Annotated in this window: 24 protein-coding genes and 2 tRNA genes; 2 read left to right on the top strand and 24 right to left on the bottom strand. The window is 68.7% G+C overall.

The window, feature by feature from the left end; translation table 11 throughout:
- The 10 genes from VGL30_RS02590 to VGL30_RS02635 all read right to left on the bottom strand — a co-directional run.
- Nucleotides 1–245: NADH-quinone oxidoreductase subunit H (locus tag VGL30_RS02590; protein ID WP_331536463.1), on the bottom strand; the 245-nt coding region annotated here is incomplete at its 3' end.
- A gap of 3 nt (nucleotides 246–248) precedes the next feature.
- Nucleotides 249–2,315, bottom strand: a complete 2,067-nt coding sequence (gene nuoG, locus VGL30_RS02595) for an NADH-quinone oxidoreductase subunit NuoG (protein WP_331536465.1) — start codon at nucleotides 2,313–2,315, stop codon at nucleotides 249–251.
- 4 nt (nucleotides 2,316–2,319) lie between these two features.
- Complete coding sequence (gene nuoF / locus VGL30_RS02600; protein ID WP_331536467.1) at nucleotides 2,320–3,636, bottom strand: NADH-quinone oxidoreductase subunit NuoF; 1,317 nt, start codon at nucleotides 3,634–3,636, stop codon at nucleotides 2,320–2,322.
- A gap of 2 nt (nucleotides 3,637–3,638) precedes the next feature.
- Nucleotides 3,639–3,851 carry a hypothetical protein gene (locus VGL30_RS02605; protein WP_331536469.1) on the bottom strand — a complete coding sequence of 71 codons (213 nt, stop codon included), beginning with the start codon at nucleotides 3,849–3,851 and terminating at the stop codon, nucleotides 3,639–3,641.
- Nucleotides 3,848–4,534 (bottom strand): NADH-quinone oxidoreductase subunit NuoE, encoded by a 687-nt coding sequence (gene nuoE, locus VGL30_RS02610; protein WP_331536471.1) that lies wholly within the window; start codon nucleotides 4,532–4,534, stop codon nucleotides 3,848–3,850. Before nuoE ends, VGL30_RS02605 begins: the two co-directional genes overlap by 4 nt.
- A gap of 7 nt (nucleotides 4,535–4,541) precedes the next feature.
- Nucleotides 4,542–4,892 carry a nuclear transport factor 2 family protein gene (locus VGL30_RS02615; protein ID WP_331536473.1) on the bottom strand — a complete coding sequence of 117 codons (351 nt, stop codon included), beginning with the start codon at nucleotides 4,890–4,892 and terminating at the stop codon, nucleotides 4,542–4,544.
- Nucleotides 4,889–6,139: an NADH-quinone oxidoreductase subunit D gene (locus VGL30_RS02620; RefSeq protein WP_331536475.1), complete on the bottom strand. Its 1,251-nt coding sequence runs from the start codon at nucleotides 6,137–6,139 to the stop codon at nucleotides 4,889–4,891. The genes VGL30_RS02615 and VGL30_RS02620 overlap by 4 nt, the downstream gene beginning before the upstream one ends.
- Nucleotides 6,136–6,777: an NADH-quinone oxidoreductase subunit C gene (locus VGL30_RS02625; protein WP_331536477.1), complete on the bottom strand. Its 642-nt coding sequence runs from the start codon at nucleotides 6,775–6,777 to the stop codon at nucleotides 6,136–6,138. The genes VGL30_RS02620 and VGL30_RS02625 overlap by 4 nt, the downstream gene beginning before the upstream one ends.
- On the bottom strand, nucleotides 6,774–7,373 hold the full coding sequence (locus VGL30_RS02630) for an NADH-quinone oxidoreductase subunit B family protein (protein ID WP_331536478.1): 600 nt from the start codon (nucleotides 7,371–7,373) through the stop codon (nucleotides 6,774–6,776). The genes VGL30_RS02625 and VGL30_RS02630 overlap by 4 nt, the downstream gene beginning before the upstream one ends.
- Nucleotides 7,343–7,720, bottom strand: coding sequence for an NADH-quinone oxidoreductase subunit A (locus VGL30_RS02635; RefSeq protein WP_331536480.1), 378 nt, complete (start codon nucleotides 7,718–7,720; stop codon nucleotides 7,343–7,345). The genes VGL30_RS02630 and VGL30_RS02635 overlap by 31 nt, the downstream gene beginning before the upstream one ends.
- Nucleotides 7,721–7,886: 166 nt before the next feature.
- On the opposite strand from VGL30_RS02635, the gene VGL30_RS02640 reads away from it, so the two are divergent.
- Nucleotides 7,887–7,963: transfer RNA gene (locus VGL30_RS02640), tRNA-Asp, on the top strand.
- 17 nt (nucleotides 7,964–7,980) lie between these two features.
- Here the strand turns inward: VGL30_RS02640 and VGL30_RS02645 are convergent.
- The 4 genes from VGL30_RS02645 to VGL30_RS02660 all read right to left on the bottom strand — a co-directional run bounded on the left by VGL30_RS02645 (nucleotide 7,981) and on the right by VGL30_RS02660 (nucleotide 13,350).
- Entirely contained in the window at nucleotides 7,981–8,403 is a 423-nt protein-coding gene (locus VGL30_RS02645; protein WP_331536482.1) for an OsmC family protein, read from the bottom strand.
- A gap of 139 nt (nucleotides 8,404–8,542) precedes the next feature.
- Nucleotides 8,543–10,588, bottom strand: a complete 2,046-nt coding sequence (locus tag VGL30_RS02650) for an acyltransferase family protein (RefSeq protein ID WP_331536484.1) — start codon at nucleotides 10,586–10,588, stop codon at nucleotides 8,543–8,545.
- Nucleotides 10,589–10,777: 189 nt separating this feature from the next.
- On the bottom strand, nucleotides 10,778–11,518 hold the full coding sequence (locus VGL30_RS02655; protein WP_331536486.1) for a dienelactone hydrolase family protein: 741 nt from the start codon (nucleotides 11,516–11,518) through the stop codon (nucleotides 10,778–10,780).
- 143 nt (nucleotides 11,519–11,661) lie between these two features.
- The gene (locus VGL30_RS02660) at nucleotides 11,662–13,350 is read right to left on the bottom strand and encodes an AMP-binding protein (RefSeq protein ID WP_331536488.1); all 1,689 of its coding nucleotides are present in this window, start codon (nucleotides 13,348–13,350) and stop codon (nucleotides 11,662–11,664) included.
- A 51-nt stretch (nucleotides 13,351–13,401) separates the two neighbouring features.
- On the opposite strand from VGL30_RS02660, the gene VGL30_RS02665 reads away from it, so the two are divergent.
- Entirely contained in the window at nucleotides 13,402–14,019 is a 618-nt protein-coding gene (locus VGL30_RS02665) for a DUF938 domain-containing protein (RefSeq protein WP_331536490.1), read from the top strand.
- 15 nt (nucleotides 14,020–14,034) lie between these two features.
- On the opposite strand, the gene VGL30_RS02670 is transcribed toward VGL30_RS02665, so the two are convergent.
- The 10 genes from VGL30_RS02670 to VGL30_RS02715 all read right to left on the bottom strand — a co-directional run.
- Nucleotides 14,035–15,894 (bottom strand): DEAD/DEAH box helicase, encoded by a 1,860-nt coding sequence (locus tag VGL30_RS02670; RefSeq protein WP_331536492.1) that lies wholly within the window; start codon nucleotides 15,892–15,894, stop codon nucleotides 14,035–14,037.
- Between the two features lie 96 nt (nucleotides 15,895–15,990).
- Nucleotides 15,991–16,173 carry a YegP family protein gene (locus VGL30_RS02675; protein ID WP_331536495.1) on the bottom strand — a complete coding sequence of 61 codons (183 nt, stop codon included), beginning with the start codon at nucleotides 16,171–16,173 and terminating at the stop codon, nucleotides 15,991–15,993.
- Between the two features lie 101 nt (nucleotides 16,174–16,274).
- Nucleotides 16,275–16,351, bottom strand: a tRNA-Val gene (locus VGL30_RS02680).
- 91 nt (nucleotides 16,352–16,442) lie between these two features.
- Nucleotides 16,443–16,715, bottom strand: a complete 273-nt coding sequence (locus VGL30_RS02685; protein ID WP_331536497.1) for an HU family DNA-binding protein — start codon at nucleotides 16,713–16,715, stop codon at nucleotides 16,443–16,445.
- 168 nt (nucleotides 16,716–16,883) lie between these two features.
- On the bottom strand, nucleotides 16,884–19,283 hold the full coding sequence (gene lon / locus VGL30_RS02690) for an endopeptidase La (RefSeq protein WP_331536499.1): 2,400 nt from the start codon (nucleotides 19,281–19,283) through the stop codon (nucleotides 16,884–16,886).
- A 319-nt stretch (nucleotides 19,284–19,602) separates the two neighbouring features.
- Nucleotides 19,603–20,031 (bottom strand): hypothetical protein, encoded by a 429-nt coding sequence (locus VGL30_RS02695; protein ID WP_331536501.1) that lies wholly within the window; start codon nucleotides 20,029–20,031, stop codon nucleotides 19,603–19,605.
- A 151-nt stretch (nucleotides 20,032–20,182) separates the two neighbouring features.
- On the bottom strand, nucleotides 20,183–21,025 hold the full coding sequence (locus tag VGL30_RS02700; RefSeq protein WP_331536503.1) for a hypothetical protein: 843 nt from the start codon (nucleotides 21,023–21,025) through the stop codon (nucleotides 20,183–20,185).
- 64 nt (nucleotides 21,026–21,089) lie between these two features.
- Complete coding sequence (locus VGL30_RS02705; RefSeq protein ID WP_331536505.1) at nucleotides 21,090–21,677, bottom strand: 2-hydroxychromene-2-carboxylate isomerase; 588 nt, start codon at nucleotides 21,675–21,677, stop codon at nucleotides 21,090–21,092.
- A 16-nt stretch (nucleotides 21,678–21,693) separates the two neighbouring features.
- The gene (locus VGL30_RS02710; protein WP_331536507.1) at nucleotides 21,694–22,419 is read right to left on the bottom strand and encodes an SDR family oxidoreductase; all 726 of its coding nucleotides are present in this window, start codon (nucleotides 22,417–22,419) and stop codon (nucleotides 21,694–21,696) included.
- A gap of 44 nt (nucleotides 22,420–22,463) precedes the next feature.
- The coding region (locus tag VGL30_RS02715; RefSeq protein WP_331536509.1) for an MFS transporter at nucleotides 22,464–23,434 on the bottom strand (971 nt) is incomplete at its 5' end.

The following is a 23,434-nucleotide window of genomic DNA, read 5'->3' on the forward strand; positions in this document are numbered from 1 at the left end:
ATCTTGTCCGCCCCGTCGGGGATGACGAGTTCCTTCAGCACGAACTTGCCGAGGTCGGCGAAGGACTGCAGCAGGCCGAAGGGGCCGACCACGTTAGGGCCCTTTCGCAGCTGGACGCCGGCGAAGATCTTGCGCTCGCCGTAGATCAGGAAGGCGGTCGCCAGCAGCAGGATCACCGTCACCAGCAGGATCTGCCCGAACGTGAGCAGGGACCAGATCAGCGGCGACGTTTGGTCGGAAATCATCGCCTACTCCGCCGCGATCTTGCCGGCCCGCGCGGCGGCGACGCTGGCGGAGCATTCCGCCATGGTCACGCTCGCCCGCGCGATCGGATTGGTGAAATAGAAGTCCTTGATCGGGCTGGCGAACGGCGTGTCGGACACCTCGCCCTTGGCGCCGAGCGCGGCGAGGTCGAACGCCGCCGGGGCCGAGCCGGGCGCGTGGTCGACCTGGCCGAAGGTCGGATGGTCGGCGAACAGCCTGTCGCGCAGTTGGCCGAGGGTGTCGTAGGGCAGCTTGGCGCCCAGCCGTTCGGACAGCGCCCGCAGGATCGCCCAGTCCTCCCTCGCCTCGCCCTTCGGGAAGACGGCGCGCGCGCCGAGTTGCACGCGGCCCTCGGTGTTCACGTAGAGGCCGTCCTTTTCGGTGTAGGCCGCGCCGGGCAGGATCACGTCGGCGCGGTGGGCGCCGGCGTCGCCGTGGCTACCCATGTAGACGACGAAGGCGTCGGTGGCCGAAAGATCGACCTCGTCCGCGCCCATCAGGAAGAGCACGTCCAGCGCCCCCTTGCCGACCATGGCCTTGGCGTCCAGGCCGCCTTCGCCCGGCACGAAGCCGAGATCCAGGCCGCCGACGCGGCTGGCCGCGCCGTGCAGCACGTTGAAGCCGTTCCAGCCTTCGGCGATCACACCGAACGCCTTGGCCGCCTCGCCGATCTGGGCCAGCACGGCGGCGCCGTCGTCGCGCGCCAGCGCGCCCGCGCCGACGATGATCATCGGCTTCTTGGCGGCCCGCAGGGCCTCGGCGAAACCGTCCTTGGCCTTGACCAGCTCGACGATCGAGGCCGGGCCGGCGCCCAGATAGTCGTGGCTGTAGGTCAGGTCGACCCGCTCGCCGATGACGCCGACGGCCAGGTCGCGCGCGATCCAGTTCTTGCGTATGCGGGCGTTGAGCACCGGGGCTTCCAGCCGCGGGTTTGTCCCGATCAGCAGGATCGCATCCGCCTCGTCGATGCCCATGATGGTGGAGTTGAACAGCCAGCTCTCACGCGGACCGGCGCCGATCTTGGCCCCGTCCTGGCGGCAATCCAGGCTCTTCACGCCCAAGGCGCCGAATAGGTCCAGCGCCGCCTTCATCGACTCGGCGTCCTGCAGATCGCCGGCGATGACGCCGACGCGCTCGGGCGTGGCCGCCTTGATCTTGGAAACGACGGCGGCGAAGGCCTCGGGCCAGCTCGCCGGACGCAGACGGCCGTCCTCGCGCACATAGGGCCGGTCCAGCCGCTGGCGCAGCAAGCCATCGCAGGCGTAGCGGGTCTTGTCCGAGATCCACTCTTCGTTGACCTCGTCGTTGATGCGCGGCAGCACGCGCATCACCTCGGGCCCGCGCGCATCGATGCGGATGGCCGAGCCCAGGGCGTCCATCACGTCCACGCTCTCGGTCTTCGTCAGCTCCCACGGCCGGGCGTTGAAGGCGTAGGGCTTGGAGGTCAGCGCGCCGACCGGGCACAGGTCGATGATATTGCCCGACAATTCGCTGGTCACCGCCTGTTCGAGATAGGTCGTGATCTCGACGTCCTCGCCGCGGCTGATGAGACCGATCTCCGACTGACCGGCCACCTCGGTGATGAAGCGTACGCAGCGGGTGCACTGGATGCAGCGGGTCATGATCGTCTTGATCAGCGGGCCCATGAACTTCTCTTCGACCGCCCGCTTGTTTTCGGCATAGCGGCTGTCGTCGCGGCCATAGCCCATGGCCTGGTCCTGCAGGTCGCACTCGCCGCCCTGGTCGCAGATCGGGCAATCCAGCGGGTGGTTGATCAGCAGGAACTCCATCACCCCATGCCGGGCCTTCTTGACCATCGGCGTGTCGGTGAAGATCTCCATGTTCTCGGCGGCCGGCAGCGCGCAGGAGGCCTGCGGCTTCGGCGGGCCCGGCTTCACCTCCACGAGGCACATGCGGCAGTTGCCGGCGATGGAGAGCCGCTCGTGGTAGCAGAAGCGCGGGATTTCCTTCCCGGCGAGCTCGGCCACCTGCAGGACGTTCATCCCGGGCTCGAACTCGACCTCAACGCCGTCAACCTTACAAATCGGCATGGGCTTACTCCGCCGCCTGCAGGGTCGCGCCCTGCACGTGGGGTTTGCCGGCGCGGTAGAGGGTGATGCGTTCCTCGACCTCGTGGCGGAAGTGGCGGAAGAGACCCTGGATCGGCCAGGCGGCTGCATCGCCCAGGCCGCAGATGGTGTGGCCTTCCACCTGGCTGGCCACGTCCAGCAGCATGTCGATCTCGTGCATCTCGGCTTCGCCGGTGACCATCCGCTCCATTACCCGCCACATCCAGCCGGTGCCCTCGCGGCACGGCGTGCATTGGCCGCAGCTCTCGTGCTTGTAGAAGTAGGAGGCCCGGGCGATGGCGCGGACCAGGTCGGCGTCCTTGTCCATGACGATCAGGGTGCCGGTGCCCAGGCCGGAGCCGCGGGCCTGCAGGTCCTCGTAGGTCATCACCGCCACGTCGCATTCCTCGGCCGGGATCATCCGCACCGAGATGCCGCCGGGGATCACCGCCTTGAGGTTGCCCCAGCCGCCGCGCACCCCGCCGAAGTGGTCCTCGATTAGCTGCTTCACCGAGATGCCGACGGCCTCTTCCACGACGCAGGGTTTGTTCACGTGGCCCGAGGCCGCGAACAGCTTGACGCCCGTGGACTTCTCCGTGCCGAAGCCCGCGAACCACTGCGCGCCGCGGCGCAGGATCGTGCCGACGACGGAGATGGTCTCCACGTTGTTGACCGTGGTGGGGCAGCCGTAGATGCCGGCGCCGGCCGGGAACGGCGGCTTCAGGCGGGGCTGGCCCTTCTTGCCCTCGAAGCTTTCCATCAGGGCGGTCTCGTCGCCGCAGATATAGGCGCCGCCGCCGTGGGCCAGGCGCACGTCGCAATCCCAGCCGAAGACGTTGCCGGGGCCGATCAGCCTGGCGTCATAGGCTTGGCGGATCGCGGCGGCCATCCGCTCGCGCTCGAAGACGTACTCGCCGCGGATGTAGATGTAGGCGGTGTGCGCCCGCATGGCGCGGCAGGCGATCAGGCAGCCCTCGATCAGCAGGTGCGGGTCGTTGCGCAGGATCTCCCGGTCCTTGCAGGCCCCCGGCTCCGACTCGTCGGCGTTGACCAGCAGGTAGTGCGGCCGCTCGCTCTCCTGCCTGGGCATGAAGGTCCACTTCAGCCCGGTGGCGAAGCCCGCCCCGCCACGGCCGCGCAGGCCGGAGTTCTTGATCTGGTCGCAGATCCACTCCGGCGTCTGGGCCAGGATCAGGTCCACACCGTTCCAGCAACCGCGCCGCCTGGCGCCTTCCAGCCCCCAGTCGTGCAGACCGTAGAGGTTGGTGAAGATGCGGTCCTTGTCTTCCAGGATACCGGCCACGCTCAGCTTCCCCCACTCGTTCGCCGGAACCCCGCGATGAACCACACCTGCGCTCCGAAGCCGGCAAGCAGGGCGGCGGCGAACAGCCACTGCAGCCAGTCGATCCCGTAGGCGAAAGAGCCCACCGCGGCGGCCACGGCCACGGCCACGCAGACCGCATCGACGGCCAACATGGTCATCATCCGCTTCTTCGCCTGAGCCACATCCAAGGTCACGCCACCGGCTCCTTGCTCGCCGCCGGTTCCTTGGGCGGAAGATTCGGAAGCTTCTTCAACGGTTTGGCTGCCGAACCGTCATAGAGCTTGGGGTCGATCAGGGTCAGCGGCCCACCCTCGGGCGCGCAGCCCTGTCGGCCAATGAACGAGCCGGGCGCGGGCGTCTTGCCGGCTGCAAAGTCGTCGATCAGCTGTTCCAGGGCCGGGCTGGTGAGGTCCTCGTAGTAATAGTCGTTGATGGCCGCCATCGGGGCGTTGGAGCAGGCGCCCATGCACTCGACTTCCTGCCAGTAGAACTTGCCGTCGACGGAGCGGTGATCCTTCTCGCCGATCCTGGCCTTGCAGACCGCCATCAGTTCGCCCGCCCCGCGCAGCGCGCAGGGCGTGGTGCCACAGACCTGCACCAGCGCGCGGGTCCCTACCGGTTCCAGCATGAACATGGTGTAGAAGGTGGCGATCTCCAGCACGCGGATGCGGGCCATGCCGAGCAGCTCGGCGACCGCGCGGATGGCGGGCTCGGACACCCAGCCTTCCTGCTTCTGCACCAGCCACAGGACGGCGATCACCGCCGACTGCTGACGGCCGGCCGGGAAGTTGGCCATCCAGCCCTTGGCGGCCTCCAGCGTGTCCGGCTTGAAGGCGAATCTGTCGGGCTGTTCGAGACTGAGGCGGCGAACGCTCAAGAGGCCCTCACTTCACGAAGTCGACGCGGGCGATCCTGTCGCCGGCGAAGGTGTAGACGGCCGCCACCTCGAAGGTCGCCGCGCCCGTACCGCGGTCCACGCGCTCGTGGTCGATCACCGTGGCGCCCACCACCATCCGCGCCAGCAGCTCGGCGCGGTTGTTCGGAAAATCGGCGAACACCTGGGCGTACTTGGCCCGGTAGGCCGCGAGTCCCTTCGTCGAGACCGCGCCGTTGAGGTCGGCCACCGTCACGTCGTCGGTAAAGAAGGCGCAATAGGCGTCCAGATCCTGGGCGTTGTAGGCCTCGATCTGCGCCTGGGCGATGTCGGCGAAGCTGGGCTTGGCGGGGGCGTTCAACGGTCGATCTCTCCAAACACGATGTCCAGCGAGCCCAGGATGGCGGAGACGTCCGCCAGCATGTGGCCGCGGTTCATCCAGTCCATGGCCATCAGGTGCGGATATCCCGGCGCGCGGATCTTGCAGCGGTAAGGGCGGTTGCCGCCGTCCGACACCAGGTAGACGCCGAACTCGCCCTTGGGCGCCTCGACGCAGGCGTAGACCTCGCCCGGCGGGGTGCGGTAGCCCTCGGTGTAGAGCTTGAAGTGGTGGATCAGCGCCTCCATCGAGCGCTTCATCTCGCCCCGGCGTGGTGCGGCCACCTTGTTGTCGTCGATGAGCACCAGGCCCGGCGTCTTCATCAGCCGCTCGCAGGCCTGCTTCATGATCCGCGTCGACTGGCGCATCTCCTCCATGCGGCAGAGGTAGCGGTCGTAGCAGTCGCCGTGCACGCCCAGCGGGATCTCGAAGTCGAAGTCGTCGTAGCCCTCGTAGGGCTGGCTGCGCCGCAGGTCCCAGGCCACGCCCGAGCCGCGGAGCATCACCCCGGTGAAGCCCCAGGCCATGGCTTCCTCGCGGGTCACCTTGCCGATGTCGACGTTGCGCTGCTTGAAGATCCGGTTGCCGGTGATCAGGCCCTCGATGTCGTCGAGCACCTTGGGAAAGCCGTCGCACCAGTCGCTGATGTCCTGCACCAGCGCCGGCGGCAGGTCCTGGCGCACGCCGCCGACCCGGAAGTAGTTGGCGTGCATCCGCGCCCCCGAGGCGCGTTCGTAGAACACCATCAGCTTTTCGCGCTGCTCGAAGCCCCACAGCGGCGGGGTCAGCGCGCCCACGTCCATCGCCTGGGTGGTGACGTTGAGCAGGTGGTTAAGTATCCGGCCGATCTCGCAATAGAGCACCCGGATCAGGCTGCCGCGGAGCGGGATCTCGACGCCGATCAGCTTCTCGATGGCCAGCACATAGGCGTGCTCCTGGTTCATCGGGGCGACGTAGTCCAGCCGGTCGAAATAGCCGATCGACTGGGCGTAGGGCCGGGCCTCCATCAGCTTCTCGGTGCCGCGGTGCAAGAGGCCGATGTGCGGGTCGACCCGCTCGACGATCTCGCCGTCCAGCTCCAGCACCAGGCGCAGCACGCCGTGCGCCGCGGGGTGCTGCGGGCCGAAGTTGATGTTGAACTTGCGGACCTTGGTCTCGCCCTCGACCGGGGTCTCCGGCACGAGCGCGGTCTCGGTCGCGAGGGCGGGCGGGGCGACGTCGGCGCTCATTTGGCGTCCGCCGGCTTGGCCAGCGCCTTCTCGTCGCCCGGCAGGGCCGCAAAGCCCCGCTCGGCGCCCTCCCAGGGGGACAGGAAGTCCCAGTTGCGCCACTCGACGGCCTTCACCGGCTCATAGACCACGCGCTTGAGCTCGTCGTCGTAGCGGAGCTCCACGTAGCCGGTCATCGGGAAGTCCTTGCGCAGCGGATGGCCGTGGAAGCCGTAGTCGGTGAGGATCCGGCGCAGGTCGGGATGGCCCTCGAAGAAGATGCCGTACATGTCGAACGCCTCGCGCTCGAACCAGTCGGCGCAAGGGTAGACCCCGGTGATCGAGGGCACGGGGGTGTCCTCGTCGGTCTCCAGCTTCACGCGCACCCGCACGTTCCTGGTCAGCGACAGCAGGTGGTAGACCACGTCGAAACGCCGCTCGCGCTCGGGATAGTCGACGCCCGCCAGGTCGATGAGCTGCTGGAACTGGCAGCCGGGGTGATCGCGCAGGTAGGTCAGCGCGCCGACGATCCGCGGCAGTGGGACGGTCAGCGTCAGCTCGCCGAAGGCCACCGCATGGCTGGTGACGTCGCCGCCGCTGTTGGCGACGGTCGCCTGGCCCAGCGCCTCGAGCGCCTCGCTCGAAACCGGCCAGGTCATCGCTCGATGGTCCCTGTGCGGCGGATTTTCTTCTGCAGCTGCAGCACGCCGTAGACCAGCGCCTCGGCGGTGGGCGGGCAGCCCGGCACATAGATGTCGACAGGCACGATCCGGTCGCAGCCGCGCACGACGGAATAGCTGAAGTAGTAGTAGCCGCCGCCGTTGGCGCAGGAGCCCATGGAGATGACGTAGCGCGGCTCCGGCATCTGGTCGTAGACCTTGCGTAGCGCGGGAGCCATTTTGTTGCAGAGGGTGCCGGCGACGATCATCACGTCGGACTGCCGCGGGCTGGCGCGCGGGGCGAAGCCGTAGCGCTCCAGGTCGTAGCGCGGCATCGAGGCCTGCATCATCTCCACCGCACAGCAGGCCAGGCCGAAGGTCATCCACATCAGGGAGCCGGTGCGCGCCCAGGTGATCAGGTCGTCGGCCGCCGCGGTGATGAAGCCCTTGTCGGCGAGCTGGCCGGACACCCCGTCGAAATAGGGGTCGTGCAGGCGCGGATTGTAGCCCTCGACCGAGGACCGCGCCGCCGACAGCGCGGGCGCCCTGCCGCCGGCCGGAATGATCACTCCCATTCCAGCGCCCCCTTCTTCCATTCGTAGACGAAACCCACGGTCAGCACGCCCAGGAAGGTCATCATCGACCAGAAGGCGAAGTGCGAGGCCGCCTGCGGCAACTTCATCAGCGAGACGGCCCAGGGGAACAGGAAGGCCACCTCCAGGTCGAAGATGATGAACAGGATCGAGACCAGGTAGAACCGGACGTCGAACTTCATCCGCGCGTCATCGAAGGCGTTGAAGCCGCACTCGTAGGTGGAGAACTTTTCCGGGTCCGGCCTGGACGGCGCCAGCACCGCCGCCGCGACCACGAAAAGCACCCCCAGCGCCGCCGCGATCCCCAGGAAGATCACGATGGGCAGGTACTGCAGGAGAAACGCGTTCATGAAGTCCTCGAAGGAGTCGCGGGACCTTCTAGACCACCCGCGCGCGGCGTTCAAACGGCGGTTTGTGCGTCGCCGCAGAGAACGCTCCGGCGCCTCCCCGTCGCTTGCCGATTGACAGGTTCGGGGGTCGGACCTATCAGACGCGCCTCGCGTTTGCGGAAGCGATGCGGATGTAGCTCAGTTGGTTAGAGCGCCGGCCTGTCACGCCGGAGGTCGCGGGTTCAAGTCCCGTCATTCGCGCCACCGACGACGACCTCCCCCTATTTCAGCGTCGCCTCGAGCGTGATCTCGGCGTTCAGCACCTTGGAGACCGGGCAGCCCTTCTCCGCCGCCTGCGCCAGCCTGTCGAAGGTCTCGCGGTCGAGGCCCGGGACCTCGGCGGTGAGCGTCAGGGCCGACTTGCTGATCCTGAAGCCGTCTCCCTCCGGCTCCAGCGTCACCGCGGCCTCGGTCCTAAGCTCGGCGGGCTCGTAGCCCGCCGCCTGCAGCTGGAAGGCCAGGGCCATGGTGAAGCAGCCGGCGTGGGCGGCGGCGACCAGCTCCTCCGGATTGGTCCCCTTCTCGTTCTCGAACCGGGTGTGGAAGGAAAAGGGCGTCTCGGCCAGCACGCCCGAATCGGTGGTCAGGTCTCCTTGACCGTCACGGCCGGTTCCGCGCCATGCGGCGCGCGCCTTGCGGATCATCGTGGTCTCCCGTCTTCGCCTGGTGGTTTGTGGGATTCGTCGCGCTGCGTCGCGGCGGCCCATGCGGGTCTTTGGACCGACGCGCCCCTTACATAGTCCACCGCTTACGCGCCGCCAGCCCCGGCGGCGGCAGGGCCGCTCAGGGCGAGGACGTCGACGGGCGCGACGTGTTTCCCGCGTCCCCGCCGCCGTCGTCGAGCGCGGCGGTCTGCGTCGATTCCGCAGGCGTCCGGAACGCCGACCTGAGCATGGGCGTCAGTTTCAGCGCGGCGGCGTCGGACAGGTGGTTGTCGTCGCGATATGCGAGTTCGCCCGCGACCCGGCCGTGGCAGGTTCGGTGGTCGCAAAGCGCGGAGGTGGTGTCGATCACGCTTCCGTTCGGCTCGGAGTCGAGGGCTTGCAGGATCGGCATGTACGCCGCCTCCATGGTCTCGAACTCCCGGCGCGGGATATCCGGCTGGAACGGACGGTGATACTGGGCGGCGCGGGCGGCGCTGCTGGCCCCGAACAGCGGGGACATCGGCGGCGGTTCGACGAAAACGAACTGCCGCTCGGGGTATCGCCGCATCAGCGCCTTGAACGCCCCCGCAAGGCTGGCCGGCGCGCCGCCGGGGGCGATGTAGCTGTCCTGCATCGCCTGACGCCAATAGACGACCACGACTACCGTCTTCAGCTCCGGATGTCCGTCGAGGAGACCGACCAGCATCCGGTTCATATAGGCGTATTTCTTCTGTTCCCCCCGCTTCAGGATCGGCGCGATCGGGCGATAGCCCGCGTCCGACAGCTGGTAGCCGGAGACGCTCTCGAGCCGCGCCGCCTCGAAGACCCCGTGGGCCAGCGCGCCGGCGTGACTGTCGCCGACCATCAGGAAGCTGGGCTCCACGCCGGGCGCGCCCCTGATGCAGAGGTCGGGCAGCTTCATGTGATGCGCGAAGGCCATGTGACACGACCGCAGCGGATCATTGTACTGCTTGCGCTCGAGAATGGCCAAGGCCGCCGGCGACATCCGGGCCGGCGCCCCCTTCAGCTTGTCGATCGCGGCGCCGCACGCCACGGCCGCCACCATCGCGACGGCCACGCGGGCGAACAGCGCCGGCCGGGGTAGTCTCGCGGCTTGCGGAGCGCGGAACGGCCGCTCGATATAGCGCCACGACAGCCAGGCGGCGAAGAGCGATGCGGCCACCAGGCCGACGGCGCCCAGGCCCGTGATCGGGCGGATATTCCAATAGCGGGCCAGCACGATGATCGGCCAGTGCCACATGTAGAGCGAATAGGAGATCAGCCCGACGAAGCGCAACGGCTGCACCGCCAGGAGCCGGGAGACAGCGGTGGCCCTGCCTTCCCCCGAATAGAGGACGAGCAGGGCGCCCACCGTCGGCGGAAGGGCGGCCAAGCCTGGGAACGGGGTCGCCTCGGTGTACAGCGCCGCCGAGGCGAGGATCGCCAGCAGGCCGGCCGCCCCGAGCAGCTCCACCGCGGCCTGATGCTTGATCTTCGGGAAGGCGCCGTAGGCCAACAGCGAGCCGATGAGCAGCTCCCACGCCCTCGCCGGCAGAAGGTAGAAGGCCGCGCGCGGCGCATGGTCGACGGCCCAGACGCTCACCGCCAGGGAGGCCGCGACCGAGACCCCCAGCACGCCCAACACCAGCCACTGGGATCGCCAGCGCGACAGCAGCATCAGGGCGGGCGGGATCAGGATGTAGAACTGCTCCTCCACCGCCAGCGACCAGGTGTGCAGCAGCGGCTTGGTAAGCGCCGGCGCGTCGAAGTAGTCGGCCTCGCGCCAGAACTGCACGTTCGAGCCGAACAGGGCGGTGGCCAGCAGACTCTTGCCGAAGTTGCGGAAATCCTCCGGCAGGAACAGCGCCGTCGCCGCCACGGTGGTGACGATCAGCACCCCGAACAGGACCGGCAGGATGCGGCGAACGCGCCGCTCGTAGAACCGCAGGATGGAGAAGCGATCTCGCGCGAGGTCGTCGCGGATGATCGACGTGATCAGGTAGCCGGAGATGACGAAGAACACGTCCACCCCGACGAACCCGCCGCCCAGGCCAGGAATCCCGGCATGAAACAGGACGACCGGCAACACCGCCACGGCGCGCAGCCCATCAATGTCGGCGCGGTAGCTCAAACCCGCAGCCGGCTCAGCCCGGCCGACGCGCGACCCTGCGCTCAGCGCGTCCATATCAAGCTCCAGCACTCAGCTACTCGCCTTGATCGCGACGGTAACAGCGCTCGACGATGTGTCTATGCGCTGCACGGCGGGGTGGCCTGCCGCGGGCGGCGATGGCTGGTTTCTAGGCTTGAAAAGGCGCCTCAGCCAAAGGCGGGGCTCCCCCCCCGGGGCGTACAAGCTCCGCTACGTCGTCACTGATCAGACCAGGGCGGCCTTGTAGAGCGCCAGCATCTCGCCCCAGGCGCGCTCGGCGTCGGGCTTGTTGTAGACGGGGCTGTCCGGCACGCACCAGCCGTGCTGGCTCTCGCTGTAGACCTCGATCCTGGCGGGGACCTTGGCGGCGGCGAAGGCGGCCTTCAGCACCTCCTTGGCCTGCGGCTCCTTGGCGTCGTCGTTGGCCGCCACGCCGAAGTAGTAGGAAGCCTTGATCCTGGGGACGAGCAGGTGCGGGCTGTCCGGCCCGTCGGTCACCAGGCCGCCGCCATGGAACGAGCAGCCGGCTCCGATCCGCGACGGCAGCGCGGCGGCCGCCTGCAGGGTCATGGCCCCGCCCATGCAATAGCCCGCCACGCCGGCCTTGGCCCTGGCGTTCACCACCTTCTGGCCGTCGAGAAAGGCCAGGAAGGCGGCGCCGTCGCGGGCCACGGTCTCGGGCGTCAGAGGCTTCCGCAGCTCCATCAGGGCCTCGCGGGTCTTCGGTTCGCTGAAATTCACCGGGCCTGCGAAGACCGGCGCCTTGCGGCTGCGGTAGAACTGGTTGACCACCAGCACCACATAGCCTTCGCCCGCCAGGCGCGCGCCCATCTCACGGAACGTCGGGCGAAGGCCGTAGGCGTCCGGCCACACCAGAACGGCGGGCCAGCGCCCCTCCCCCGCCGGGTGGATCAGGGCCGCGTCGCACACGCCGTCCGGCGTCTTGATCTCGACATCCATGGCCATGGCCGAGGCGCCTGCCGCCGGCGTCGCCATGGCCGAGGCCGCCGCCGCGGCCGACAAGGCCGCGAACGCCCGCCGCGACAAGGGCTCCGCGGAGTTTCCCTGATCGTCCATTATGCGCTCCATGGATTGGCGGCCCCTGCGGGTCAGGCGGTGAGTTGGGTCGCCAGATTCAGCTCGGCGATCATCGCGGCGCGGATCTCGAACTTCTGGATCTTTCCCGTGACCGTCATCGGAAACGCCTCGACGAAGCGCACGTAGCGGGGAATCTTGTAGTGGGCGATCCGGCCACGGCAGAAGTCGTGGATATCAGCCTCGCAGGCGCTGGCGCCCGTCCGCAGCTTGATCCAGGCGCAGAGCTCCTCGCCGTACTTCGAATCCGGCAAGCCCACCACCTGGACGTCCTCCACCGCCGGATGCGCAAACAGGAATTCCTCGACCTCCCGCGGGTAGACGTTCTCGCCGCCGCGGATCACCAGGTCCTTGATACGGCCGACGATGTTGCCGTAGCCGCCCTCGTCCAGGGTGGCCAGGTCGCCGGTGTGCATCCAGCCCTCGGCGTCGATGGCCTTGGCGGTGTTCTCCGGATCGTCCCAGTAGCCCAGCATCACCGAATAGCCGCGGGTGCAGAGTTCTCCCGTCCGCCCGCGGGGAACCACCGCGCCCTCGGCGTCGATAATCTTGACCTCCAGGTGCGGCTGCGCCCGGCCCACGGTGGAGACCCGGCGCTCCAACCGGTCGTCGCCCGCGGTCTGCAGGCTGACAGGGCTGGTTTCCGTCATGCCGTAGGCGATGCCCACCTCGGACATGTGCATCCGGTCGATGATCTTGCGCATCACCTCCACCGGGCACGGCGAGCCGGCCATGAGACCGGTGCGCAGGGAGCCCAGGTCGAAGGTCTCGAAGTCCGGATGCTCCAGCTCGGCGATGAACATGGTGGGCACGCCGTGCAGGGCCGTGCAGCGTTCCTGCGCCACCGTGCGCAGCACCGCGTCGGCGTCGAAGCCGTCGGACGGATAGACCATGGTCGCCCCGTGCACCGTGCAGGCCAGGTTGCCCATCACCATGCCGAAGCAGTGGTAGAGCGGCACGGGAATGCACAGCCTGTCCCCCTCCCGCAGGCCCATGGACAGGCCGCAGAAGTAGGCGTTGTTGAGGATGTTGCGGTGGGAAAGGGTCGCGCCCTTGGGCCTTCCCGTGGTGCCCGAGGTGAACTGGATGTTGATGGCGTCGCGGTTCGACAACGCAGGCGCGATCTGCGCCAACTGGCGGCGATGGCCGTCGTCCGCCAAGCCTGCGACGGAATCGAAGGCGAGCCAGCCGGGCCGCGGCGCGCCGCCGATCTGGATCACCGAAGCCAGTTCCGGCAGCGCCGCCGCCGCCAGCCGGCCCGGCGCGCAGGCGGCGATCTCCGGCGCCAGGCTCTCGGTCATGCCGACATAGTCGCTGGTCTTGAAGCGCTCCGCGCAGATCAGCGCCTTCACCCCCACCTTGCGCAAGGTGTACTCGAGTTCCGACACCCGGTAGGCCGGGTTGATGTTGACCTGGATCATCCCCGCCCTGGCGGTGGCGAACTGCGCCAGGGCCCATTCGGCGCAGTTGGGCGCCCAGACCCCCACCCGGTCGCCGGGCTCAAGCCCCAGCGCGAGCAGCCCCGCCGCCATGGCGGCGCTCCGGCTCGCGAGTTCGGCCCAGGTCCATCGGACCTGCTGGTGCGCGCTGACCAGCGCATCGGCGTCGGGCCAGCGTTCGGCGGCGCGGGTCAGCGCTTCGCCGATGGTGTGCTCCAGGAGCGGGGGGTCGGTGGGTCCGACCGTGTGACTGAGTTGCGCCATCATCCGATGCTGAGCCTCGGCAGGACGTTCCGCAAGCGCTAGGCTGGAACCATGAGCCGTCTCCTCCGCGCCGGCGCCCGTTCGTCGCCCTCCACCGCCCGCAACCGCGAGCCGATCCTGGCGGTGCTGCGCGAGACGCTGCCGCCGGACGCCCGGGTGCTTGAGGTCGCCAGCGGGGCCGGCGAACACGCTGTGTTCGTCGCGGAGCACCTGCTGGATGCAGCCTGGCTGCCCACCGATCCCGACCCCGAGGCCCTGGCCAGCATCGCCGCCTGGCGGGAGGCCTCGGACCTTCCGAACCTTGCCCCGCCCCGGCGGCTCGACGTCACCGACCAGGCGGCCTGGCCCGCCGGGCCCTTCGACGCCGTGGTCTGCATCAACATGATCCACATCGCGCCCTGGACCGCCGCCGAGGCGCTGGTCGCCGGCGCGGCGCGGGTGCTGCAGCCGGGCGGGGTGCTCTTCCTCTATGGCCCCTACCTGGAGGATGGCGTGGAGACCGCCCCCTCCAATGTCGCCTTCGACGCCGACCTGAGGCGGCGCAACCCCGGCTGGGGACTGCGGCCGCTGGAGGACGTCACGGCCCTGGCCGCCCGCCACGATCTGGTGTTCGTCCGCCGCGTCGCCATGCCGGCCAACAACCTCAGCGTGATCTTCGCCAGGGCCTAGGTCCGGTCCGCTTCCTTACCGCCCCTTCGGCCGGTCATTCGAGCGCCGTTTAGGCTTGCCCTTGGCGCCTGACGGGGGGCCGGACCTGGGGGGCTTGGGCTTTCGCGGCGGACTTTCACCTTCCGGCCCGCGCGGCGGTCCCTGGGGCGGCCGACCGACACCCTCCGGGCGCCAGGGCGGGGATTTGCGCGGGGCCTCGGCGTCAGGACGGCGGGGCTCACGCGGACCCGGCGGCGCCCCGGCCGGCTCGATGCGGACGTCGTCCTCCGCGGCGGCCTGGATGGCGACGCTGAACTTCGGCTCGGCGGCCTTGACGATCCCGAACTTGGTCTCGCGATCGAAGATGCGGATCTCGCCGATGTCCTTCTTGGTCACGTGCCCCAGCCGGCAGATCAGCGGCACCAGCCACTTGGGATCGGCGTTGTTGCGGCGGCCCACGGTGAGGCGGAACCAGATCACCTCGTCGGGACCCGGCCGTTCGCGGCGGCCCGCGTCAGCCTGGCGCGGCGCGCGGGGATCGTAGGTGGACCGCGGCTCGTGCGACGGCACGCGGGCGTCGCGGTCCCCGTCGTCGAACACCTCCTCCGGCGCCGGCAGGCGGGCGCGGCGCAGGCGGATCACCGCCGCGGCCAGGGCCTCCGGCGCGCAGGCCGACATCAGGGCCTGGACCAGGGCCGCCTCGTCCTCGCCCGGCGGCTCGGCGAGGATCGGGTCCTCCAGCAGCCGCCGCTGGTCCTCGACGCGGATCGCCTCGGCGCTGGGCGGCCCGCTCCAGGCCGCCTCGATGTTGGCGGACGCCAGGAGTTGCTCGGCCCGCCGGCGCTTGGTGTAGGGGACCAGCAGCACGGAGGCGCCCTTGCGCCCCGCCCGGCCCGTCCGGCCACTGCGGTGCAGCAGGCCCGCGCGGTTCGCCGGCAGGTCCACGTGGATCACCAGGCCCAGGTCGGGCAGGTCGATGCCGCGGGCCGCCACGTCGGTGGCGACGCAGACCCGGGCATGGCCGTCCCGCAGAGCCTGCAGGGCGTCGCCCCGCTCCTTCTGGCTGAGCTCGCCCGAGAGCGCCACCACCTCGAACCCGCGCTCCCGCAAGGCGGTGAACAGCCGCCGCACCGCCTCGCGCGTGGCGCAGAACACCAGGGCGCCGGGGCTTTCGAAATAGCGCAGCACGTTGACCACCGCGTGCTCGGTCTCGCCGGGCGCCACACGCATCGCCCGGTACTCGATGTCGCCATGGGGCGCGTTGGCGACGGTGGTGTCGATCCTGAGCGCGTCGCGCTGATAGCGGCGGGCCAGGGCGGCGATGTCCTTGGCGATGGTGGCGGAGAACAGCATCGTGCGCCGCTGGTCGGGCGTGGCGTCGAGGATGAACTCCAGGTCCTCACGGAAGCCGAGGTCCAGCATCTCGTCGGCCTCGTCGAGCACCACGACGCGCAGGCCGGAGAGGTCGATGTTGCCGCGCTCGATGTGGTCCTTCAGCCGGCCCGGCGTCGCCACCACCACATGGGCGCCGGCGGCCAGCGCCCGCTGCTCGCGGCGCGCGTCCATACCGCCCACGCAGGAGACCACCCGCCCGCCCGCAGGCGCATAGAGCCAGGCCAGCTCCCGCTCCACCTGCAGCGCCAGCTCCCGGGTCGGCGCGACGACCAGGATCAGCGGCTCGGCGGCGGGGCCCAGCGCCTCCAGGCCGTCGAGGAGGTCGGCGGCCGCGGCCAGGCCGAACGCCACCGTCTTGCCCGAGCCCGTCTGGGCCGAGACCAGCAGGTCGCGACCGCCGCGGTCCTCCCCCAGGATGGCGGCCTGCACGGGGGTCGGCTCGGCGTAGCCCCGGGTCGTCAGCGCCTGCGCCAGCGTGGGGTGCAAAGGGGGAAAGGGCATCGGGTCCTCGCATCCGCCGACGCCAAGTGCGTGCGGAGGGGGCTAATGACCCAAGCAGCGGCCGTCCACAACCCCCGGCGCGTGGCGGCGGCCTGGCTAGTCGGTGGTGTCGTCGACCTCGGCGTCGGGACCGTTCTTCTGCATCGAGGCGATGGCGTTCTTGGCCGAGGCCTTGGAAGAATAGCCTTCGGTGGCGAACATCACCTCGCCGTTGGGGGCCTTGAACCGCACGCGGAATTCGCCGGCCTTGTCCTTGGTGATCTCGAACTTGTAGGGCATGGCGCCTCTCCTGGTTGCGCCGGACGATCCGGCGGCCGGCCCCGGGCGTCAAGTCCGTTGGATTCCCGACGTCGCGGCCGGACCAAGGGACCGCTGAAAAATGGTGGGCGGCGAGGGGTTCGAACCCCCGACCCCCTGGGTGTAAACCAGGTGCTCTGACCAGCTGAGCTAGCCGCCCGCGCGGCGTCCTTCTAGCCCGTTGCGGCCGCAAACGAAAAGGGCGGTCGCCCTGCGACCGCCCTTGCAACGCACCGCCTCGCCGCCGCACCTCAGTTGAGCGCGCCCTTCAGTCCTTCCCCCGCCCGGAAACGAGCGGTCTTCGAGGCCGGGCGCTTGACGGTTTCGCCGGTGCGCGGATTGCGTGCGGTTCCCGCCGCCCGCTTTACCGGCACAAAGCTGCCGAACCCGACGAGGCGGACTTCCTTGTCGGCCTTCAGCGCGACGGTGACGGATTCAATGAAAGCTTCCAACGCATTCTTGGACTGTGACTTATTGAGCCCCGCCTTTTCGGCGATCGCGGTTACGAGTTCGGCCTTGGTCATCTTGTTGTTTCTCCCAGGCGGTTTCCTTTTGGCGAGGCGCCCCTGTGCGCCGGACACGTTCTCGCCGGAAGAAGTATGTCGGTCTTTACTCGCCCGTCAAACAAGAGCGGCGCGGGGAGACCCCCGCGCCGCTTAAATTGACGTCGATGGACAGATGTTGGGCGGCGGTTAGTGGGTGATCACCGTTTCCAAGTCGCCGTCGTCAGCCGGAACCGCCGCCACGGGCCCGTCGGACTCGGACCATTCGATCGGCGTCGGGGCCCTGGTCAGCGCCCGGGCCAGCACCTCGTCCATGTTGGAGACGGGGATGATCTCCATCTCCGACTTCACGTTGTCGGGGATGTCGGCCAGGTCCTTCTCGTTCTCGGCCGGGATCAGCACGGTCTTCACGCCCGAGCGCAGCGCCGCCAGCAGCTTTTCCTTCAAGCCGCCGATGGCGGTCACCCGGCCCCGCAGGGTGACCTCGCCGGTCATGGCCATGTCCTTGCGGATCGGGATGCCGGTCAGCACCGAGACGATGGCCGTGGCCATGGCCGCGCCCGCGGAAGGGCCGTCCTTGGGCGTGGCCCCGTCCGGCACATGGATGTGGACGTCGGTCCGCTCGAAGGACGGCGGCTCGATGCCGAACTTCGTCGCCCGGCTGCGCACATAGCTGTTCGCCGCCGAGATCGACTCCTTCATCACGTCCTTCAGGTTGCCGGTGATCGACATCCGGCCCTTGCCGGGCATCTTGACCGCTTCGATGGTCAGGATGTCGCCGCCGAAGTCGGTGTAGGCCAGCCCGGTGATGATCCCGACCTGATCCTCGGTGTCCATCTCGCCGTACTTGTACTTGCGGACGCCCGCGTACTTGCCCAGCCGCTCGTCGTCGATGGTGATCGAGATTTCGCCGCCACGGGCCAGGTCACGCACCGTCTTGCGCGCCAGGTTGCCCAACTCCCGCTCCAGCGAGCGCACGCCCGATTCCCGCGTGTAGTAGCGGATCAGGTCGCGGATCGCCTGGTCGGGCACCACAAATTCCGCGGGCTTCAGCCCATGGTCCTTGGTCAGCCTGGCCAGGATGTGCCGCTTGGCGATCTCGACCTTCTCATCCTCGGTGTAGCCGGGGATGCGGATGATCTCCATGCGGTCCAGCAGCGGCTGGGGCATGTTGAGGCTGTTGGCCGTGGTGACGAACATCACCGGCGACAAGTCGTAGTCCACCTCCAGGTAATGGTCGGCGAAAGTCGAGTTCTGCGCCGGGTCCAGCACCTCGAGCAGGGCCGAGGACGGGTCGCCCCGCCAGTCCGAACCCATCTTGTCGATCTCGTCCAGCAGGAAGAAGGCGTTGGTCGACTTGGCCTTCTTCATCGACTGGATGATCTTGCCGGGCATGGAGCCGATGTAGGTGCGCCGGTGGCCGCGGATCTCCGCCTCGTCACGCACCCCGCCCAGCGACACACGCACGAACTCGCGCCCCGTGGCCTTGGCGATGGAACGGCCCAGCGAGGTCTTGCCGACGCCGGGAGGTCCGACCAGGCAGAGAATTGGGCCCTTCAGGGCGCCGGTCCGGGCCTGCACGGCCAGGTACTCGATGATCCGCTCCTTGACCTTCTCCAGGCCGTAATGGTCCTCGTCGAGGATCTTCTCGGCCCGCTCCACGTCGATGGGCTTGCCCTTGGCCTTGCCCCACGGAATCGACAACAGCCAGTCGAGGTAGTTCCGCACGACGGTGGATTCCGCCGACATCGGGCTCATGTTGCGCAGCTTCTTCAGCTCCGCGTCGGCCTTGGTGCGGGCCTCCTTCGAGAGCTTGGTCTTCTTGATGCGGCGCTCGAGTTCCAGCAGCTCGTCGCGGCTGTCGTCCTGCTCGCCCAGCTCCCGCTGGATCGCCTTCATCTGTTCGTTCAGGTAGTACTCGCGCTGCGTCTTCTCCATCTGGCGCTTCACGCGGTTGCGGATCTTCTTCTCCGTCTGCATGACGCTGATCTCGCCCTCCATCAGGGCGTAGACCTTCTCCAGGCGCTTTACGACGTTGAACACCTCGAGCAGCTGCTGCTTCTCGCTGATCTTCACCGACAGGTGCGAGGCGATGCGGTCGGCCAGCTCTCCCGGATTGTCGATCTGCGGGATCGCAGCCAGGGCCTCGGGCGGCACCTTCTTGTTCAGCTTCACGTAGTTTTCGAACTGCTCGACCACGGCGCGGCTGAGCGCCTCGGCCTCGGCCGAACCCGCGCCGTCCTCCGCGACGTAAGCGATCTCGGCCTCATAAAACTCGGCCTGGTCGGTGAAGCGGGAGACTCCGGCCCGCGCGCGGCCTTCCACCAGCACCTTGACGGTGCCGTCGGGCAGCTTGAGCAGTTGCAGAACGGTGGCGACGACGCCGACATCATAGATGCCGTCGGGCGCCGGATCGTCGTCGTCCTTGTCCTTCTGGGTGGCGAGCAGGATCTGCTTGCCCTCGTTCTTCATCGCTTCTTCGAGCGCGCGCACGGACTTCTCGCGGCCCACGAAGAGCGGCACCGGCTGGTGCGGGAACACCACGATGTCCCGCAGCGGCAGGATCGGCAGTATTTTGATCTCGGACATGATGCCTTCAACTCCTGACCGGCCGCGTTGGTCTCGCAGCCCGGTCTACCGGATCGCAGTCACCCAGACGATGCGTCTGAGTCGGACGATCCGTCCGTCCCCGTAGGCGACGGCTTTCGGTGATTTATGTGGACCGTTCGGTCCATGGTTCAAGCGGAGCAATAGTCTTGCGCGACACTGGGTCTCATCGCGTTCCACGGACCAGCTTGACCGGGGAACGCGAGGTCGTGCGTGCAACTCTATGCCCCGACCCTTGCCAAACTATGTGGGGAGACGCGACCTTTTCAGCAAGCCGGGGGGCGCGGCGCCCCGCTTCCGGCTATCGGCCGAGCTTTCTGAGCCGCCCGGCCTCGAAAACCCAGGTCTCGCCCGGCACGCCGTCAGGCCCCGCTTGCCCGCTCGGCGGCGTCGCCGGCAGCCGGATCACGATCTTGGCGCCTTCGGCCCGGATTTGTGGCGGCGCTCCGCCGCACCAGTCGATGGGGCGGGTCAGCTTCGGCGCGCGGCCCTTGCCGAGGATCAGAAGCCAAAGCGGACCACCATCGCAAGCGTTACCGGTCGCGTCCTGCTGCACCACGATCACGTCTTGGCCGGCGAGGCCCGTGTTCGAGAAATGGGCGATGAAATCCGGGATCGGGAAATCAGCGAAGGCGCCGCGGGGCTTGGCGGGATCGGTGATCAGGACGACGGAGCGACCCACCACCACCCGGAAGGTCTGCCCGGGGCCGGGCGCGCCTCGCGCCTCCACCAGGGCGGCGCCTGACGATGTAACGGCCCGGCGACTTGAAAACGGCGCCGCCCGCCACGTTGGCGCACCGTGCGCCGCGCTCCCGCCGAGACCTGCCCACGCCAAGGCAGCGATCAGGAACGCAATCCCGGGCCCCCGACGAGACAGCCGATCAGCCCGCGTTCTTGACGTTCTGGCCATCCGTCAAGCTCTTCTGCACGGCCGCGGTGGCCTCTGCCTTGGTGACTTTCTTGTCCTTGTCGGCGTCAAGACCTTTGTTTTGCTGATAGGCTTTCTTGGGGTCCTGGAACAGCACGAAGGTTTCCGCCTGGCCGACGGCCCTGGGCCACAGGACAACCATATAGGCGTCCGACAAGGTGTGCATCCGCCCCGCATAGGGCTCGAAATACTGTTTCACATAGTCAAGCTGATCGACGGGATCGAGGTCTCTGTATTCCTTTACCGAGAGGCCGAACGTGCCGGTGATCACCGGAATTCCGGCCTGGATCAGGCCGTAGAAGTGGCTGCCGCCTCGGTTTTGAATATCGGAGCTGAACGTCCCGCCGGATTCGAAATTCATGATCGCCATCATCCAGTCCGGGTCGATCTGGAGGTCGGCCGCGATGGCGATCACCTTGGCCTTGAACGCGGCCGACACGGCGTTTCCCCAGGCGATCTTTTGAGCGGGCGGCGGCTGTGGGGGGCCCGGCGATGGGTCGGCCGCCTGCAGGATGCAGCTCAGACGACCGCCGCGCAGGGCGGCCGCCACCTCCGCCCTGATCTCCTGATCGGATTGGGAGCCAGACGGCTGGCTTCCGCGCAGCGGCTTCCAAAATTGCTTCAGGGCCGCAAGCGAGGCCGCATCGAGCGGCAGGGTCAGGAAGGTCCGCCAGGCGCCCCAGCTGTCCTCGTAGGGAACGTCCGCCAGGTCCAGGGCGCCGGCGCGCGCCAGGACGAGAACCTGCCCGCCGCTGCGCAGCCGGACGCTGTCAAAGGTGCTGTAGGCAACGCTCATCGAAGACCCGCCTCCGTCGCCGCACCCTATCGATAGATGGCGCGAAGGGCGACCCGGTCCTGTCTCAAGCCGCCAGCGCCTCTTCGACGAAATCCATGCGGTCCTGGCCGAAGAACATCGCCTCGCCGACGAAGAAGGTCGGGGCCCCGAACACCCCGCGCTCGACCGCGGCCTCCGTGATGGTCTTCAGGCGGGCCTTGACGTCGTCGCGTTCGACCAGATCGCGGAAGTCGTCGGCCTCCAGGCCCGCGCGGCGCAGGACCGGGACCAGCTCGGCCGGATCGCCCAGGTTCTTCGGCTCGCGCCACATGGCGTCGAAGACGGCGTCGCAATAGGCCATGAAGCGGGTGTCCTCGATCAAGCCGGCCGCGCCGCGCATCAGGAGCAGGGTGTTGATCGGGAAGAAGGGGTTGCGGTTGAACTCGACGCCGTGGCGCTCAGCCCACCGCGCCAGGTCCGCGTTCATCCAGCGCCCCTTGGCCGGCACCGCGGCCGGCGAGGCGTTGCCTGTGGCCTTGAAGACCCCGCCAAGCAGCATGGGGACGTAGTCGATCCGCGCGCCGGTCCTCGCCCGAAGGTCCGGCAGGCGCTTGTAGGCGAGGTAGCTCGCGGGACTGCCGAAATCGAACAGGAACTCGAGCGTCTTGCTCATGTCGTGGTCTTGGTCATCACCAAGCCTCCATGTAGGGCCGAAGATCGAGTTCATGGGTCCAGGCGTCGCGGGGCTGGACATGCAGGGCCCAGTAGGCGTCGGCGATGTGGTCGGGGTTCAGGATGCCGTCCTGTTCCTTGAGCGCGTAGCGGGCCGGGAAGTTCTCGGCGATCCAGGCGGTGTCGATGGCTCCGTCGATGATGGTGTGGGCGACATGGATCCCTTTGGGTCCCAGCTCGCGGCCCATGCTCTGGGCGACGGCGCGCAGGCCCGCCTTGGCCGAGGCGAAGGCCGCGAAGCCCACACCGCCGCGCAGGCTGGCGGTGGCGCCGGTGAAGATCACCGTGCCGCGGCCTCGGGGCGTCATGACCTTGGCCGCCTCGCGCCCCGCCAGGAAGCCGGAGAAGCAGGCCATCTCCCAGACCTTGGAGAAGACCCGGCTGGTGGTCTCGACTATCGAGAAGCGCACGTTCGCGCCGATGTTGAAGACGCAGACCTCGACGGGGGCGATCTCGGCTTCCACCTTCTCGAACAGGGCGACCATCTGGTCTTCCTGGCGGGCGTCGGCGCCGAAGGGGTGCGCCTCGCCGCCGGCCTCGCGGATCGCCTGGGCGAGCGGTTCGAGCTGGTCGGCGTGGCGGCGCACGATCACCGCGGCGTAGCCCTCGCGGGCGAAGCGGCGGGCGATGGCGCCGCCCAGGGCGTCGCCGGCGCCGATGACGATGATCGCTTTGTCGGCCATCCGGCCATTAGATGACGATCGTCATACTCCGGCAAGCCTGAACCTCAGTCCTTGGCCGGGGTCCGCACGGTCAGGGCCGCGATCAGGGCGGCGACCGCCGAGGCCACGGCCGAGACGATCATGGCGGTGCGATAGCCGGCGGCGACCGCCTGGGGGTTGGCGCCGCCGATGGCGAAGCCGACCAGGGCCACCGCCAGCAGGCCCGCGACCCGCGCCACGGCGTTGTTCACGCCGGACGCCGCGCCTTCGTACTCGTCCGCCACCGCACCCAGCACCGCGTCGGTCAAGGGCGCGACGGCGACGCCGGCCCCCAGGGCCACGACCACCAGGCCTGGGAACATCGAGACCCAGTAACTCCCGGCCTGCGAGAGCGCCGCCAGCAGGGCGAAGCCGCCCGCGATCAGCAGCGGCCCCACGATCAGCAGCGGCCTGGCGCCGATCCGCGACGCCATCCGGCCTGCCAAAGGCGAAAGCACCGCCAGGCCGACGGACATGGGCAAGAGGCCCGCGCCGGCCGCCGAGGGCGCGTAGCCGTGGGCGGTGATCAACTCGAAGGGCAACAGGAAGAAGGCCGCGCCCAGCGCGCCATAGAGCACCAGCGTCAGCCCGTTGACCCCGGAGAAGGTCAGGGATTTGAAAAGCGTGAGCGGCGTCATGGGGTTGGCGGCGTGTCTTTCGATGAAGACGAAGCCGATCAGGGCCGCCGCGCCGAGGCCGCCGGCGCTCAGGACCGCGGCGTCCGCGCCCTGCTTCGGCGCCACAGTCAGCGCCCAGGTCACCGCCGCCAGGCCCACGGTGACCGCCGCGGCGCCCAGCCAGTCCACGGGGCCCGAGGCCGTGCCCTTGCTCTCCTCGGCGTTGGCCCAGACCAGCCAGAACGCGATGGCCGCCACCGGCAGATTGATGAAGAACACCGCCCGCCAGGAAATCGCCTGGGTCAGCCAGCCGCCCAGCACGGGCCCTACGGCGCTGGTCAGGCCGCTCGCGCCCGCCCAAACCCCCACGGCCTGCCCTC

Source organism: Phenylobacterium sp. (assembly GCF_036502675.1).
Lineage (GTDB): Bacteria > Pseudomonadota > Alphaproteobacteria > Caulobacterales > Caulobacteraceae > Phenylobacterium.

What these genes read in the sequence shown, in the direction of transcription:
- nuoG (WP_331536465.1), bottom strand. Translation starts at nt 2,315, where the DNA reads ATGCCGATTTGTAAGGTTGACGGCGTTGAGGTCGAGTTCGAGCCCGGG.
- VGL30_RS02620 (WP_331536475.1), bottom strand. Translation starts at nt 6,139, where the DNA reads ATGAGCGCCGACGTCGCCCCGCCCGCCCTCGCGACCGAGACCGCGCTC.
- VGL30_RS02625 (WP_331536477.1), bottom strand. Translation starts at nt 6,777, where the DNA reads ATGACCTGGCCGGTTTCGAGCGAGGCGCTCGAGGCGCTGGGCCAGGCG.
- VGL30_RS02630 (WP_331536478.1), bottom strand. Translation starts at nt 7,373, where the DNA reads ATGGAAGAAGGGGGCGCTGGAATGGGAGTGATCATTCCGGCCGGCGGC.
- VGL30_RS02635 (WP_331536480.1), bottom strand. Translation starts at nt 7,720, where the DNA reads ATGAACGCGTTTCTCCTGCAGTACCTGCCCATCGTGATCTTCCTGGGG.
- VGL30_RS02645 (WP_331536482.1), bottom strand. Translation starts at nt 8,403, where the DNA reads ATGATCCGCAAGGCGCGCGCCGCATGGCGCGGAACCGGCCGTGACGGT.
- VGL30_RS02650 (WP_331536484.1), bottom strand. Translation starts at nt 10,588, where the DNA reads ATGGACGCGCTGAGCGCAGGGTCGCGCGTCGGCCGGGCTGAGCCGGCT.
- VGL30_RS02655 (WP_331536486.1), bottom strand. Translation starts at nt 11,518, where the DNA reads ATGGCCATGGATGTCGAGATCAAGACGCCGGACGGCGTGTGCGACGCG.
- VGL30_RS02660 (WP_331536488.1), bottom strand. Translation starts at nt 13,350, where the DNA reads ATGGCGCAACTCAGTCACACGGTCGGACCCACCGACCCCCCGCTCCTG.
- VGL30_RS02665 (WP_331536490.1), top strand. Translation starts at nt 13,402, where the DNA reads ATGAGCCGTCTCCTCCGCGCCGGCGCCCGTTCGTCGCCCTCCACCGCC.
- VGL30_RS02670 (WP_331536492.1), bottom strand. Translation starts at nt 15,894, where the DNA reads ATGCCCTTTCCCCCTTTGCACCCCACGCTGGCGCAGGCGCTGACGACC.
- VGL30_RS02675 (WP_331536495.1), bottom strand. Translation starts at nt 16,173, where the DNA reads ATGCCCTACAAGTTCGAGATCACCAAGGACAAGGCCGGCGAATTCCGC.
- VGL30_RS02685 (WP_331536497.1), bottom strand. Translation starts at nt 16,715, where the DNA reads ATGACCAAGGCCGAACTCGTAACCGCGATCGCCGAAAAGGCGGGGCTC.
- lon (WP_331536499.1), bottom strand. Translation starts at nt 19,283, where the DNA reads ATGTCCGAGATCAAAATACTGCCGATCCTGCCGCTGCGGGACATCGTG.
- VGL30_RS02700 (WP_331536503.1), bottom strand. Translation starts at nt 21,025, where the DNA reads ATGAGCGTTGCCTACAGCACCTTTGACAGCGTCCGGCTGCGCAGCGGC.
- VGL30_RS02705 (WP_331536505.1), bottom strand. Translation starts at nt 21,677, where the DNA reads ATGAGCAAGACGCTCGAGTTCCTGTTCGATTTCGGCAGTCCCGCGAGC.
- VGL30_RS02710 (WP_331536507.1), bottom strand. Translation starts at nt 22,419, where the DNA reads ATGGCCGACAAAGCGATCATCGTCATCGGCGCCGGCGACGCCCTGGGC.